The sequence below is a fragment of the Cytobacillus firmus genome (genome assembly GCF_023657595.1).
Taxonomy (GTDB): domain Bacteria; phylum Bacillota; class Bacilli; order Bacillales; family Cytobacillaceae; genus Cytobacillus; species Cytobacillus firmus_B.
On the sequence record NZ_CP098323.1, the window covers coordinates 539,970 to 552,473 of the forward strand.

Consider the following 12,504-nt stretch of genomic DNA (forward strand, 5'->3'; position numbering starts at 1 on the left):
CTAAATGGGGCTTGAGAATTTTTTTATGTGTACGGGAATATGAAAATCCACTTGATGCAATGGAAAAGTAAGTGCCCGTCATCTTCAACAGGCACTTATTTTCTTAATTATGGTCTGCAAGGTAAACATCATCTATCTGCCGGGCTAGCTTAAAATCCAGACCTGTCAGCCCATTTTCACTCCAGGAAGTGAGGGAGACGATCACCATTTTGTATTGAATGGCGATAAAAGGATGATGGTTTTCGCTTTCAGCAAGGGATGCAATTTTATTTACGAAGGCGATACCGTCTAAATATTCTTTGAAGCGATAGCGCCGTTCAATCCATTTGCTCTCTTTTCTTTTCCAGTCCGGCAGCGTGGATAGTTTCCGGGCTATTTCTTCTTCACTTATTTTTGTCATACTGTGACATGCCTCCGATCAAAGATGACATCGAGTCCGTTTTGAATCAGGCGGACATAGCGTTCTTCCTGACTTAACTTTTCAAGCTGGTCCAGGAGCAGTTTTTTCAAAGGCGATTCTTTGTCATGCTTTTCAAGCAGTTCCAGAACTTCCAGCTGAAGAAGCCATTCTTCCGGGAACTCATCGAGAATTTTTCCGATAACACTGTGAAGAAGGACATCCTGAGGGAAATTCGTTTCCCGGATTTGTCTTACTTCCGCATATAATTCTTCCAGAGGGGCTAGGGATGTTCCTTCTTTTGGGTTTTCTTCATTCATAACAGATTCTCCGTGGAATGCAGCGTAATCCGCTGCGATTGGACGTGCGGAAACAATCTGGCTGCCCACTGCTAAATCATAGGTGCCCCAAGTGGGGTGGAACAAGATTTCATCTCCCATTTTGACGAGACATTCTTCAAGTGATATTAAAACAAGGGAATCATGATTAAATAAAAGATTCGTCACATGGCCGGAAATTTCTACTCCGCTTTCGAAGGTGATTTGCATCATTTTATTCATCTCGATGCCAAGTTTTTTCAGGCTCTGTTCCGTTTGATTTTCAAGCCAAATGCCTCCAGCCAATTTTCCGATCGGTGCTCCAAAGCCGTCATGGTGAATATCAGGACCATGATGATTAATTTGTTCATTTTGAATGGAAAGGGCACTCGGACCTGTCGTTTTGACATAGATGGCTTCACCTTCTGCATCCTTCATGATATCAGTGAAAAGACCAGTAATTTGAATGCCTGAATTGAGTTCGATATGCGCAACCTGGCTGGAAGCGATCGCTTTTTCGATAGCCGCTGTTCCGCCTTGCCTGAAGGCCATCGACTCGCTGAATCTCGTCACTTCTTCTATCAATTGTTCAAAGCTTTCGCAAACAAATAGCTGGGTCTGCATAGAGGTAACGTCATAGCTGGTGTTAATAGCATCTTCAATTGTGAACGGGCGTTTCTTTACCTGATTGGACAGGCAATGTTTGCTTTCGCCAACAGATGACAGCAGTCCTGCACCAAAAATCTTGGGCTTTTGCAGTTCGCCAATCAGTCCAAATTCGACCGTCCACCAGAAAATCCTGGAGATTTGCTCAGCTTCAGAAAGTCCTTTTACGTGCTGCTGTTTTTCCTTTAATCGCTGTTTGGCTGCTTCTATTTCTTCTTCAGTTGAAGCTGGACTTTCCATGACAATCGATAAATGCCTGGTTGCCTCAAACACCTCATGTTCTTCTTTTGTCGCAAAAGCGTTAGCTCCGATATTCCCTATTAATTTAACAAACTCTGAGTAGGTTTCATCAAATAAAATCGGCGCGTGCCCCGCCGCCTCATGGAGAATGTCAGGAGCTGGTGTGTATTCGATATTGGTCTTCTGGCGTATATCCGTTGCAATTGGAAGAATGCCATGCGCTTGAAAATCAAAAAATGCTGTGCCGGGAATCAATCCGTCGACAATGACAGCTCCCCAGCCAATTTTATCTAAATGATCGTTCATTTCACTTACCCGTGGAATGCTGTCGATGGAAATGCCGGATGACTTCAGGCCTGAAGTGAATGCATCATGGGCGATGTCTTCAAGGAAATGATGGTTTTGCCTCATCACATACCTCCAAACCGCATGATCAATGGGGCTGTAAGCATTGTAATGCTGCTGGGCTGTAAATGGACGTAAGTGCAGGGGTATCGATTTCTTCATTTGGTATGTCTCCTTTTATTGGTTTTTATGCTTAAACGCTTTTAAGTGCGAAAGTATTTAGGTATAAAAAATCCCTGCTGAATATTCATTCAGCAGGGACGAATTTATTCGCGGTACCACCCTGATTGTAAGTATAGAACTTACCACTTCACAGAATAACGGCTAAACCGTCTTATTTCAGAAAAGAAATAAGAAGCTCCAGAAACGTAATTCGTGATCTCCTTTGTACTGGTTTTCAGCACCACCAGCTCTCTGAAACAGGGAGGATACCACTACTTCAATTCCTTCAAAGCATTTAAGTATTAGGATGCTTTATATCTTAAACGCTTTTAAGCATTAAAGTCAACACCTTTTTATTTTTATCAAAAGAAAAAGCCCAGAAGCCTTTCTGAGCTTGTGTATTATTGCTCAATTTTAGCTGATCTGCGCTCATGCTCTGCCATGATTTCCGCATCTTCGGCATTGTCCCGTGTCACTTTCTGAGTCAGAATGGACCCGACCGCCACCAGAAGCATGACGGCAATGTAGTACCCTTTTTCATTAAGCTCCATATCAGCATTGTAAAGTCCGATCAGAAACAGCCCAACGCCGGCAATCAGTGTAAAGTATGCTAAAAATGTAAAAGCTGGCGTGTTTCTCCTTCTATACTTTTGCATATGTTTTAATCCCCTTTTTTCTTAACATATTTTCTCGTTCTCTCCTTGAAGATGTAAGTCTACAATCCAATACAACAGATGTAACAATTTATTCTATATTATATAAAATTACCCTTTTTTATAAAAAAAACGCAACATAAATTTATGGGTGTTTTTTACTGTTTTTGATTTTTATTGAAAATTTATATATTTAAGGTGAAATGTTTGTGTAAAAAAGCTTAAATAAAGAGAGAGACTAAAGTTTGATTTTAATATTGGCTGGAGGGAGGGAGGTACAGATTTGTTAGCCAATATAGGTATTCCAGGACTGATTCTGCTTTTCCTTAGAAATGTGCTGATGGAAGGTTTGGAAGAGGAAAGGGATAAAACAAGCCACCATTTAACTGTCAAGAGGATAATAGGTACTGCTCTAGCGGTGTTCACTTTGGGAGCATTGTTAGGGCTCATAGCCAAATACGCAGATGGTTCAGCTTTAGATCAGTCAAACCTGCAAATAGATGGGCAAACCTGCAAATAGATCAGTCAAACTTGCAAATAGATGGGCAAAGCTGCAAATAGATCAGTCAAACTTGCAAATAGATGGGCAAACCTGCAAATAGATGGGCAAACCTGCAAATAGATAGCCTGGAGCCGAACTCCAATGGCTGCTGGTCTGCATGTTTTAGTGTTCTTTTCTGCGATGCTGTCGGCTTGTATTCTATGATTCTGTTCGGATTTTTTCCAAAATCCCAATTTATCTATTGGGGGAGCATTGCCTTGCTTTCTCCTGTTTGCGGTTATACTGTATGGTTTGCGAGAGGGGCAGGGTGGCTTGCAGCGTTTTGTGCTGCTGTGCCGATCAGCCTGCTTATTGGTGAAGGGTTTAGCTTTATCTATACTTAATCCATCCCAAAAGGATTTGTTTTGCTGTTAGCAGTGTTTTTGTGGATTGTTTTGCCTAAAAATCATTTTCAGCGCATAAGGGTTATCCCGCTCACGGCTGTTATCCTATTTTTCATCGAACAGGTTGGACTTCTTTCTATATTGGCAGGATAAAAAAGCCGGATTACCATGCGCATGAAGGAGCACTTATGAAAAAACTGATACCATTAGCGGTTTTGGGAGTACTGCTGATTCTGCTGCATTCAACTCCAAACATGGCATTAAGAACCCACGTCTTTTTCAGCGGATATCCTGCAGCTGCCATCGGTTCAGGAATTATTGAAGACGCCTTTCATAATGAGGTGGATCGGGATAGGTTTGCTGAGTTAAATGCTAAAGCTTATACATTAACGGAACCTCCTGTTGAAAAAACGACTCAAGGAAAGTTGAGAAACTATTTAGTAAGAAAATATGGATTCTTCTATTTTGCTGAATACTACGGTGAGGGTTAAAAAGTACAGGGTAATGACCATGCAGGCTGGTCGCAGCCCCTATGATATTAGTTTTTTAACGAACATATAAACTTCGGCTTAAAGTAAAGGCTCAAGGCCAATAATGTATAGGAGCAATTGTTGAAAGGGTGAGGATCATGATTTATGAAGAAATCATGCAAAAGCTTGAAGAGCTTGGTACAGAGCAGACGAAGAAGACTTTCAAAAATCACGGGGCGAAGGAGCCTTTTTTTGGTGTGAGAGTTGGAGATTTAAAAAAGCTGGTGAAGTTTGTAAAGAAGGATCATGAGCTGGCACTTCAATTATATGAATCAGGAAATCATGATGCGATGTATCTGGCAGGACTATCTGTCAATCCAAAGCTAATGACAAAAGAGACTTTACAGGAATGGGCTGAAAAGGCATATTGGTACATGGCTGCAGAGTATACAGTTGCCCAGGTGGCAGCGGAAAGTGAGTATGCTCTTGAATTGGCCCGGGAGTGGATCAAATCTGAGGATGAAATGGTTTCGGTCTGCGGCTGGAGCACGTATTCTAATTATATATCAGTCACACCTGATGACGAGCTTGATGTCAGTGAGATAAGAGCATTATTGACACAAGTTAATAATACCATTCATGAAGAAAAAAACAGAGTAAGATATGTAATGAACGGCTTTGTCATCTCTGTGGGCTCTTATGTACCGGAGCTGAATGAGGAAGCGAATAATGTTGCTGAGCATATCGGAAAAGTGCATGTGGATGTCGGCAACACAGCCTGCAAAGTGCCTTTGGCCAAGGAATATATTGAGAAGGTCGAATCGAAAGGCCGGGTTGGGATTAAGCGGAAGACTTGTATATGTTGAGAATAGCTTTGAACAAAAGACTGGGGAAAATTCACCGCAATAAACTAATGCAGCAGATTTAGTTGAGTGCTAAAGTGACCTGGGATAGCTGAGGCACGTTAAATGAGCTCAAAAGGCAATGCTTCTGAGCTCATTTGATTTTTATTGAGTTTTCGTTTCAGAATATTCTTTTTCCGTTCCATCTGGGAATTTTATTTCCAATTCGATTTTTTGGTAATTGTCCTCTACTGAAAATGCATCCTTTACCTGGTTAATGACCTCTTGGTCTTCTGTATTTTGATCAAACGACAGCCCCTCAAAAATTGGAGTCAGCTTCTCCATCGCTTCATCCGAAGTTAAATTCTGATCAGCAAGGTCATCCTGATATGCGGCTTCCATTCCGTTTTTTTCATTTTCATAATCCACATCAATGGTTGTATTATCTTTGTACTCCACCTCAAGATCGAAATTCGTAAAATTAAATGCAGCCTCATTGGAAGTTTCATTACTTTGGTTTTCAGCAGGTACATTTTCAGGCGGATTTTCTACTTTGTCATCATTGCAGGCTGTAAGCAAAAATAAAGATAGAAATGCCGAGATTATAAGTTTCAGTTTCATAAAGTCCTCCTTGGTCACGATGTTGATTTTAATGTACCCAAAATTTTACTGAACCAATCTGTTAATTAATCTGAGGGATATTTTGGTATAATAAGGAAATGGTCAGGAGGGTAACCAATTGGCATCACACACAGATGAAATGGGGAAATGAAGTGTATTGGATAGCCATTTTCATATATTTCTTTTTAATAGGCAGTGCTTTTTGGCTGGAAAGGCTGCTGAAATGGAAGTTTAATATCCCAAAGAAGCGGGAGTATACAAAAAGGTTTAACAAACAGCAAACGGTAATAGAGTCGTTAATCTTCGTTGTATTTCTTTTTGGATGCATATTGGCAAGTATTACGGTTGAAGAGAACGGGGTACAAACTCCGATAAATCCGATACCCTCTCATCTTTGGATGGCGTTACTTATAATGGTTATAGGCGGATACAGAGGGTATATGATCAGAAGATTTGCAGGCCATTCTAATGAACATATAATGGAATTTGCTTTTGCAGTTTGGAGCCCCATACTGATTGTGATTGCTTATCATGCAACTGTTGCATTTTTTTAATAGAGAAGGAGATAGATGAATGGAGAAACAGGCCGGATTTGGCATAAGATTTGCAGCGGATATTGTTGATGCTCTAATACTTACAATACCCATTTCAACGGTGTTCTTTCTGATAGAGGGAGATTCCCCATTTACCTGGATGATGGGATGGACCTGGCCGATCATCTATACTATCTATTTAACACTCGTTCCCCTTGTCTGGACCGGTTATATCATTGGAAAGCGCTTTTTTAAGATTAAGGTTAGAAGGATAGATGAAGAAGGCTTAACGTTGAAAACGATGGTTCTAAGAGAAATTGTGGGTAAATTTCTATTGTCTAATGTGACGTTTGGTATATCAACACTGGTCAGTATGTTTATGATTATTTTTAGAGAAGACAAGAGGGCGATTCATGATCTGATTGCCGGAACTTATGTCAGCAGAGAACAGGTATAGAATGTTATCCTGTTCCGTTTTTCGGGAGCTTTATAGATAGCCTGTATAATGAATGGCGTGTGAATTGGCACACGTCATTTTCCTTAATTATTGAGGTTTTCAGCAAAAATCTATAATAGTGTTTATATAGAATACAATTTGCAAAAAAACTAAGGAGTTATAAAAGATGGACTTATCACTTTGGGTAACGATCGCCTTCATTATAATCGGATTTGTTTTTATCATATATAAGAAGAAAAATATAAAAAATGATATTGCTTTTATAAAAACAAATATGGAGAGTGAGGAGGTTGCAATAAAAGCTAGGTTCATAGTTTGGTGGATAGTAGGTACCACAGCTTGGGGAATAGTGAGTATTACCCTTATTGTTTGGTCGTTTCATAATTATTATAATTAATTACTCGAAAATTCTTATGTCAGCGATCCTTATCGGTAGCTCTTTTTCTTGTTTGATTATGGCGCCGGTCCAGGTTGGAATAAAAGTGGAAGGCTTGTACATGCTGAAGACCTAAGAAGACAGGCATGGTACTATCCATGCCATGGAAGTCCCTAATAAAAATACATTTGCTGGGGGGAATATTGCTGGGTGTATTGATATTGCTGGTTTGGGTCAGGGCTGTGAGCATTTCTGCTGCAGTCTTTTCTCGGGCCGATAAAGGTTGAAGGCTGGACAGGTGCAACCGCCTTTTTCCATTGCTTTTCATCCATAGAATAAGTGTGCGCCATTACATTTGAAGGAGTTAACTTGAGAATGTCAGATCCTAAGATAACCTCCGGCGTTGGCGCATTAAAGATGGCGAGCAGATGAGTGCTGTCGGCATTAGCTATCTCATAATGCCACCAGCCCTGAGGGACATTGGCTACTTGCCCAGATGTAATGTAATAGTTCTGAATTTGTTTTGTAAATGGATTAAGCAATGAAACAGTTGCTGCACCTGAAATACAGTAAACCAATTCAGCAGCGTTTTGGTGATAATGAGGTTCTATCACATTATTTTTACTTAGATAGATGTCCAGAAGCGAGACATCTTCCAGCGTGTTTAATTGTTGGATGCCCAATACATTTATTAAGTTTCGGTTATCTTTTTTCATCAGATTGCTATTATTCACATCGAAAAAGTAATTTAAAGACGGAGAGGTGTAATCCAAATATTTAACCATTGCTGTTCAGTCCTTTTGGGAAAATAAATGTCTCAGATAAAGTATGCATATGCCCACCATCAGTGCATGTACCTGAATAACGGTTGTGTTTGAAAAAGGAGAGCAATAAATGAAGAAAAAAAGCAGTGAGGTTTGCAAGCTGGGATGAAATGTTAAATCATCCTAAGAGCTGCAGTCTTTGTTATTTGTTTGCCTGCCCCGTGTGTACCCTTCATTAATCTGCATTAACATACACTTTTCCATGATATCCATCTTGATGAAAATAGTCCGATCTTCTATTACGTCTCAAGTCCTATTTGAAAATAAAGCTGAGGCTCATTATAGACATTTCCATTTACAGGTAAGATGAAATCGAGAAAGGGAATGTGCCTATAGATATTTTTTAGCATCCCAACAACGGGACACTCCGTTGGTTAAGACCATTGGTAGAAGGAGAGGTTATATGGCAGTCTTGCCGTCCAGTTTATTAAAAATAATATTGGTTCTTTTCTTGTTCACTTCTTTTAGTTATTTGCCTGAAAATTCGGCTTCAGCTGAAGAAAACATCGAAGCAAAAATTGAGAAGGCAATTAAGGATTACCTGGAAGACTATCAGGTTCCAGGCGCTTCAGTTGCCCTCGTCCATAATAACGAACTATTTTTTTCAAAATCATGGGGAGTTACTGGAGAATCAGCGGAGGAGGTTACAGAACAAACTCCTTTTACGATTGGCTCCATAAGCAAATCATTAACGGGAATGGCCATTATGAAATTAGCTGATAATGGAACCATCCGCCTGGATGCCAGCATTCAAGAATATCTTCCGTGGTTGAAACTGAACAATGGGAAAGCGGGCGAAATCACAGTGGAGCAATTGCTCGCGCAGACAAGCGGGTTCAGCACCTATGACGGGCTTGCCCTATCTGATAAAGAGTCAACAGGCAGTAAGGCTATTAAGCATCAAGTCAAGAAACTGGCAAAAGTTGAACTGACTGCTGCACCTGGTGAAAAGCATCAATACAGCAATGCCAATTTCTTAATCTTGGGTGCGATGATTGAAGAATTGACAGGAATGTCCTATGCCGAGTACATGGAACAGCAGATTTTTGAGCCCTTAGGGATGAAATATGCTGCGGCTGATAAAGAGGGAGCTTATGAGAAGGGCTACCTTAGAGGTTATCAATCCTGGTTTGGATTTCCGGTGAAAAGTTCCGTAGCCTATGATAACGCCGGGGCACCATACGGATACATTACTTCCAGTTCTGCAGATATGATCCAATTTGTAAAATTATTGAGCGGCAAAGGGCCGGATCATTTTATCAGTGATAAAACTTTGGATTTATTTAAGACACCGCAGGTCCAAACAGGAGAAGACCGTTATTATGGTCTAGGAATCCGCATATCCAACCCGGATACTCCAAAAGAAATGATCTGGCATTCTGGTTCTACCCCTGATTCGCATGCAGAAGTCTTTTATATTCCGGGAACCAGCTGGGGCGGTGTGATTCTGACAAATAAGAATCATATATTAGAGGAGGATGGACTTTACTACCTGAAGAATCATATTATTAGTCTACTAAATGACGATGAACCTGAAAAGGTACCGAGTCATAGTTTGGCCATACAATACATTATGCTGGGGTGTATCCTGCTGCTGGTTATACTTTCAATATTTTTAGGGACAAGATTCAGAACCCGTAAATATTTTAAAAAGGGAACAGGACTTTTCTTAGGTTTGCTATTTATTGGCCTGTCAGCAGCGTTAATTCCTCTTTTCATATTTACCACATCTTCTCCTTGGCATTCCATCTCTGCTTTGCACCTGATATTGCCTTTTTAACGATATTGGCAGTAATTGTGATGGCCATAAATGGGCTGCTGCTGTTTAGATTAATTCTTAAAAAAACATGGTGATGAAAATGCCTGTTTAAACCAGTTAGACAGGCATTTATTATACGTTCACTGCATTTTTTCTCACTTTCCGGTTTGTCATCGCTTCCCATAAGCCAAACCCTATTAAAGCTCCGATCATATTTAGAATAAAGTCATCAATATCCAAACTGCCTCTTCTTGTGAACAGCTGTATAATTTCCACACTAAGGATCATGACAGTCATGGTAATTGTAAATGACTTAAGTCTGTTTAGCCTTTTAATAAAATAGGGCAGGAAAATTCCCATTGGCAAAAATGCAGCCACGTTGCCAGCAAGATTTTTTATAGGAATGATTAAATTCATGCTTCCATTGGAAATAGCCAATATATACCCATTAATGGTTTTAAAGGGGACGAGGTTTGAGGATTGCTTCATATATTCGATTAACTGCATGTCTGACCAGAATCCTCTCGATATAAAGAAGAGTAATACTGTTAAGGCACATAAGTAAGAAAGAAAGCTAATTCCCATGATCAATCTTATTATTTTCTTCATAAATATCACCGCTTAAAAATAGTATTTGATAATAATAACATAATTTTTCCATATTTTACTCAAAAAACCAACTGTCAGCTATTATAATATAAAGGATTCTGGGAGCATTTAATGAAATCGCCTCTGTAGATTAAGTATCATATTTTGGCAGCTGGGGACATCTCTTATACAGAGGTGTTCATGATGAAAAAGAAACATATATGGCTATGTTTAGTCATAGTCTTGATTTTTACAATTTATGAAGTACTGTTAAAAACCAAAACAGTTGATTATACGGGTGAAAACGGGGATTGGTCGATTGAAATTAATGCTAAGCTGACTGGGCTTGAAGGAAGTCACTCAATTAAGATTCGCTATACAGGGACAGGCACCATTGAGCGAGCAGATTATAGAGTTTTCCCAAATGGTTATGAAGGGAGCTATCCAGATTTCGATAAAAATGGAAGCTATTATTGGTCGTGCAGTGACTGCGGTTATTATGACCAGAAAGATGAACTTCTTTTTTTCATTGTTTGGAAGGAAAGGGGAACATCAGGTGAAAAGGTGAGTTTTATAGATTTAAAAAGGAGCCATTAGGAGGAAATGAATGCTTTGGGTTAAGACGCAAAATAAGAGAAGCTTAGTCAATGTGAAGGAAATAACCGTTAAAGGGAAAGCTGTGGAAGGAATAATCAGCAGAAGTTTTTTTGTATATTGGAGCAGAGTGCTGGGGGAATATGATTCTCATGTAAGAGCATTGGAAGTGGTTGAACAAATTCATAAGAAATTAGAGCATGGAGGAAATGGTTTAGCAGTCTTTACTATGCCTGATAAGTAGAATTCAAGATTATTAAGCCGTGCCTAATATAAGCTGGGAGCGGCATTTTTTTATATGGTGAAAGTGGATGGTGAATTTTATATTTAATTGGATGGTTAATTGTTGGCCCTTTTGCGATATTATTTAGATATAGCAGTTTATTAAAATGTAAAAGAAGAGGTGCGCAGCATGGGAGTAATGCTTGGACTGGTACTAATTATCTTAATTTTTGCTGTGGTTTCAACTTTGCTGCTGACAGGCAAGGCTGACGAGAACTATGGAAATTCAACAAAACGGAACACCACCAATTTAACCTTAATATATGTGGTAATTATTTTTATCGGATTAGCTTCTCTAGGAATTTATATTTGGCGGATCTAAATACAGATGGAGATGAAGAAATATGACATGGGCCGTATTGGTTTCAATTATTTTCGTTAGTCTGCTGAAAATTGTGCTGACCTGTATGCCGACGGGCACGGTTAATTGGCTGATCCGGAAATTTGAAACTCATTCCAAGCTTGATGTAAAAGAGGTTACAGTCACAATTGGTGATAATAGACTTGAAGATGAGGAGAAACTTCAGATTATCAATCAGTTCAATGAAGGAATATTTATTAAGAAACATTATATCCACCCTGGGAACGAACAGCTTTTTTTACGGCCGGAGATCAGTGGAACACCTATAGTTATTGAGTTTCTGGAAGGAGAAGCCACGCTGTTGGTATATAGCTATAAGGACCGCATTGATGTGGTTAAACAGCGCAGAAATAAGGTAATCGCATACAGCTTGATTTCTGATAGCCTTCAAAGCAGCTCACTGGCAATAAAGGCCAGTTAAACTAAGAATATTAAATGAAAGCCTAGATCCTTGGATCTAGGCTTTTTTATGTCTGCAGGAGGGATGTAATTAACAGCAGCTTACCATGCTGATCGTGCATGCTGCTTTGATTATGGTAACATATAGAAAATACCCATAAGAAATTTGGGCCTTTATCAATACATACATATTGAGTTTACAAACATTTGTTAATATTTATATAATTACTTAATTAAAGTTATAAAGGTGGTTATAAAAATGGAAATCTATCAAGCTTCAATGGAGGATCTAGAAGGAGTTTCCGCTTTATTTAATTTATACCGTGTATTTTACAGCCAGGCACCCGATTTGGCAGCAGCAGCCGATTACATAAAAGAACGCTTGGAGAAGGAGGACTCTGTCATATATGTGGTGAAAAAGGAAGGAAAGTATCTTGGATTTACTCAGCTATACCCAACTTATTCATCTATATCTATGAAAAGGGCCTGGATCCTGAATGATTTGTATGTGGATGCAGAGGCAAGAAAACAGGGAATAGGGGAAATGCTCATAGACAAGGCAAAAGATCTCGCTGCTGAAACTGGGGCAGTGAGTCTCAGCCTGAGTACGGCTCATGATAATATATCTGCACAAAGACTCTATGAAAAAATCGGGTTTACGCGGGATGAGCAATTTTATCATTATGAATTAAATATTTAATGAAAATGAAAAAACGCCTGACAACAGGCGTTT

At 39.4% G+C, this 12,504-nt stretch carries 19 protein-coding genes and 1 other annotated feature; of the genes, 13 read left to right on the forward strand and 6 right to left on the reverse strand.

Annotated elements, in window-relative coordinates; all coding sequences use genetic code 11:
• Positions 1 to 103 precede the first annotated feature (103 nt).
• The 3 genes from NAF01_RS02900 to NAF01_RS02910 all read right to left on the reverse strand — a co-directional run bounded on the left by NAF01_RS02900 (position 104) and on the right by NAF01_RS02910 (position 2,783).
• Positions 104 to 400 carry a 4a-hydroxytetrahydrobiopterin dehydratase gene (locus NAF01_RS02900; RefSeq protein WP_250801699.1) on the reverse strand — a complete coding sequence of 99 codons (297 nt, stop codon included), beginning with the start codon at positions 398 to 400 and terminating at the stop codon, positions 104 to 106.
• A complete protein-coding gene (locus tag NAF01_RS02905; protein WP_250801700.1) occupies positions 397 to 2,127 on the reverse strand; it encodes an aromatic amino acid hydroxylase in 1,731 nt (576 codons plus the stop codon). The genes NAF01_RS02900 and NAF01_RS02905 overlap by 4 nt, the downstream gene beginning before the upstream one ends.
• Before the next feature lie 91 nt (positions 2,128 to 2,218).
• Positions 2,219 to 2,426: a binding site (T-box leader), on the reverse strand.
• Positions 2,427 to 2,528: 102 nt separating this feature from the next.
• Complete coding sequence (locus NAF01_RS02910; protein ID WP_197248629.1) at positions 2,529 to 2,783, reverse strand: YiaA/YiaB family inner membrane protein; 255 nt, start codon at positions 2,781 to 2,783, stop codon at positions 2,529 to 2,531.
• 280 nt (positions 2,784 to 3,063) lie between these two features.
• On the opposite strand from NAF01_RS02910, the gene NAF01_RS02915 reads away from it, so the two are divergent.
• The 4 genes from NAF01_RS02915 (at position 3,064) to NAF01_RS02930 (ending at position 5,001) form a co-directional block, all read left to right on the forward strand.
• A complete protein-coding gene (locus NAF01_RS02915; protein WP_250801701.1) occupies positions 3,064 to 3,300 on the forward strand; it encodes a hypothetical protein in 237 nt (78 codons plus the stop codon).
• Between the two features lie 62 nt (positions 3,301 to 3,362).
• Positions 3,363 to 3,665 (forward strand): hypothetical protein, encoded by a 303-nt coding sequence (locus tag NAF01_RS02920; RefSeq protein ID WP_250801702.1) that lies wholly within the window; start codon positions 3,363 to 3,365, stop codon positions 3,663 to 3,665.
• 188 nt (positions 3,666 to 3,853) lie between these two features.
• Positions 3,854 to 4,156: a hypothetical protein gene (locus NAF01_RS02925; RefSeq protein ID WP_197248634.1), complete on the forward strand. Its 303-nt coding sequence runs from the start codon at positions 3,854 to 3,856 to the stop codon at positions 4,154 to 4,156.
• Between the two features lie 137 nt (positions 4,157 to 4,293).
• Entirely contained in the window at positions 4,294 to 5,001 is a 708-nt protein-coding gene (locus tag NAF01_RS02930; protein ID WP_197248636.1) for a DNA alkylation repair protein, read from the forward strand.
• 141 nt (positions 5,002 to 5,142) lie between these two features.
• Here the strand turns inward: NAF01_RS02930 and NAF01_RS02935 are convergent, their stop codons facing one another.
• Positions 5,143 to 5,598, reverse strand: a complete 456-nt coding sequence (locus NAF01_RS02935; protein ID WP_197248638.1) for a YusW family protein — start codon at positions 5,596 to 5,598, stop codon at positions 5,143 to 5,145.
• A 152-nt stretch (positions 5,599 to 5,750) separates the two neighbouring features.
• Between NAF01_RS02935 and NAF01_RS02940 the strand changes: the two genes are divergently transcribed.
• From NAF01_RS02940 to NAF01_RS02950, 3 genes are all read left to right on the forward strand, one after another.
• Positions 5,751 to 6,152, forward strand: a complete 402-nt coding sequence (locus NAF01_RS02940; RefSeq protein WP_250801703.1) for a DUF4181 domain-containing protein — start codon at positions 5,751 to 5,753, stop codon at positions 6,150 to 6,152.
• A gap of 19 nt (positions 6,153 to 6,171) precedes the next feature.
• Positions 6,172 to 6,588: an RDD family protein gene (locus NAF01_RS02945; protein WP_250801704.1), complete on the forward strand. Its 417-nt coding sequence runs from the start codon at positions 6,172 to 6,174 to the stop codon at positions 6,586 to 6,588.
• A gap of 166 nt (positions 6,589 to 6,754) precedes the next feature.
• Positions 6,755 to 6,985, forward strand: coding sequence for a hypothetical protein (locus NAF01_RS02950; protein WP_222499998.1), 231 nt, complete (start codon positions 6,755 to 6,757; stop codon positions 6,983 to 6,985).
• A 152-nt stretch (positions 6,986 to 7,137) separates the two neighbouring features.
• Here the strand turns inward: NAF01_RS02950 and NAF01_RS02955 are convergent, their stop codons facing one another.
• On the reverse strand, positions 7,138 to 7,749 hold the full coding sequence (locus NAF01_RS02955; protein ID WP_250801705.1) for a cupin domain-containing protein: 612 nt from the start codon (positions 7,747 to 7,749) through the stop codon (positions 7,138 to 7,140).
• Positions 7,750 to 8,191: 442 nt separating this feature from the next.
• On the opposite strand from NAF01_RS02955, the gene NAF01_RS02960 reads away from it, so the two are divergent.
• Complete coding sequence (locus NAF01_RS02960; protein WP_350457424.1) at positions 8,192 to 9,568, forward strand: serine hydrolase domain-containing protein; 1,377 nt, start codon at positions 8,192 to 8,194, stop codon at positions 9,566 to 9,568.
• Between the two features lie 111 nt (positions 9,569 to 9,679).
• On the opposite strand, the gene NAF01_RS02965 is transcribed toward NAF01_RS02960, so the two are convergent.
• Positions 9,680 to 10,156, reverse strand: coding sequence for a VanZ family protein (locus tag NAF01_RS02965; protein ID WP_222499991.1), 477 nt, complete (start codon positions 10,154 to 10,156; stop codon positions 9,680 to 9,682).
• Between the two features lie 180 nt (positions 10,157 to 10,336).
• Here NAF01_RS02965 and NAF01_RS02970 point away from each other — a divergent pair, with 180 nt between their 5' ends.
• From NAF01_RS02970 to NAF01_RS02990, 5 genes are all read left to right on the forward strand, one after another.
• Positions 10,337 to 10,732: a hypothetical protein gene (locus tag NAF01_RS02970; RefSeq protein ID WP_226619678.1), complete on the forward strand. Its 396-nt coding sequence runs from the start codon at positions 10,337 to 10,339 to the stop codon at positions 10,730 to 10,732.
• Positions 10,733 to 10,742: 10 nt separating this feature from the next.
• Entirely contained in the window at positions 10,743 to 10,973 is a 231-nt protein-coding gene (locus NAF01_RS02975; protein WP_197214103.1) for a hypothetical protein, read from the forward strand.
• A gap of 168 nt (positions 10,974 to 11,141) precedes the next feature.
• On the forward strand, positions 11,142 to 11,333 hold the full coding sequence (locus tag NAF01_RS02980) for a hypothetical protein (RefSeq protein WP_163139512.1): 192 nt from the start codon (positions 11,142 to 11,144) through the stop codon (positions 11,331 to 11,333).
• 22 nt (positions 11,334 to 11,355) lie between these two features.
• Entirely contained in the window at positions 11,356 to 11,793 is a 438-nt protein-coding gene (locus tag NAF01_RS02985) for a YfmQ family protein (RefSeq protein WP_163139510.1), read from the forward strand.
• A gap of 237 nt (positions 11,794 to 12,030) precedes the next feature.
• Positions 12,031 to 12,471, forward strand: coding sequence for a GNAT family N-acetyltransferase (locus NAF01_RS02990; protein ID WP_048009707.1), 441 nt, complete (start codon positions 12,031 to 12,033; stop codon positions 12,469 to 12,471).
• Positions 12,472 to 12,504: the final 33 nt, after the last annotated feature.

Coding starts and splice junctions, on each gene's coding strand:
- NAF01_RS02900 (WP_250801699.1), bottom strand. CDS start 400: ATGACAAAAATAAGTGAAGAAGAAATAGCCCGGAAACTATCCACGCTG.
- NAF01_RS02905 (WP_250801700.1), bottom strand. CDS start 2,127: ATGAAGAAATCGATACCCCTGCACTTACGTCCATTTACAGCCCAGCAG.
- NAF01_RS02910 (WP_197248629.1), bottom strand. CDS start 2,783: ATGCAAAAGTATAGAAGGAGAAACACGCCAGCTTTTACATTTTTAGCA.
- NAF01_RS02920 (WP_250801702.1), top strand. CDS start 3,363: ATGGGCAAACCTGCAAATAGATGGGCAAACCTGCAAATAGATAGCCTG.
- NAF01_RS02925 (WP_197248634.1), top strand. CDS start 3,854: ATGAAAAAACTGATACCATTAGCGGTTTTGGGAGTACTGCTGATTCTG.
- NAF01_RS02930 (WP_197248636.1), top strand. CDS start 4,294: ATGATTTATGAAGAAATCATGCAAAAGCTTGAAGAGCTTGGTACAGAG.
- NAF01_RS02935 (WP_197248638.1), bottom strand. CDS start 5,598: ATGAAACTGAAACTTATAATCTCGGCATTTCTATCTTTATTTTTGCTT.
- NAF01_RS02945 (WP_250801704.1), top strand. CDS start 6,172: ATGGAGAAACAGGCCGGATTTGGCATAAGATTTGCAGCGGATATTGTT.
- NAF01_RS02950 (WP_222499998.1), top strand. CDS start 6,755: ATGGACTTATCACTTTGGGTAACGATCGCCTTCATTATAATCGGATTT.
- NAF01_RS02955 (WP_250801705.1), bottom strand. CDS start 7,749: ATGGTTAAATATTTGGATTACACCTCTCCGTCTTTAAATTACTTTTTC.
- NAF01_RS02960 (WP_350457424.1), top strand. CDS start 8,192: ATGGCAGTCTTGCCGTCCAGTTTATTAAAAATAATATTGGTTCTTTTC.
- NAF01_RS02965 (WP_222499991.1), bottom strand. CDS start 10,156: ATGAAGAAAATAATAAGATTGATCATGGGAATTAGCTTTCTTTCTTAC.
- NAF01_RS02970 (WP_226619678.1), top strand. CDS start 10,337: ATGATGAAAAAGAAACATATATGGCTATGTTTAGTCATAGTCTTGATT.
- NAF01_RS02975 (WP_197214103.1), top strand. CDS start 10,743: ATGCTTTGGGTTAAGACGCAAAATAAGAGAAGCTTAGTCAATGTGAAG.
- NAF01_RS02980 (WP_163139512.1), top strand. CDS start 11,142: ATGGGAGTAATGCTTGGACTGGTACTAATTATCTTAATTTTTGCTGTG.
- NAF01_RS02985 (WP_163139510.1), top strand. CDS start 11,356: ATGACATGGGCCGTATTGGTTTCAATTATTTTCGTTAGTCTGCTGAAA.
- NAF01_RS02990 (WP_048009707.1), top strand. CDS start 12,031: ATGGAAATCTATCAAGCTTCAATGGAGGATCTAGAAGGAGTTTCCGCT.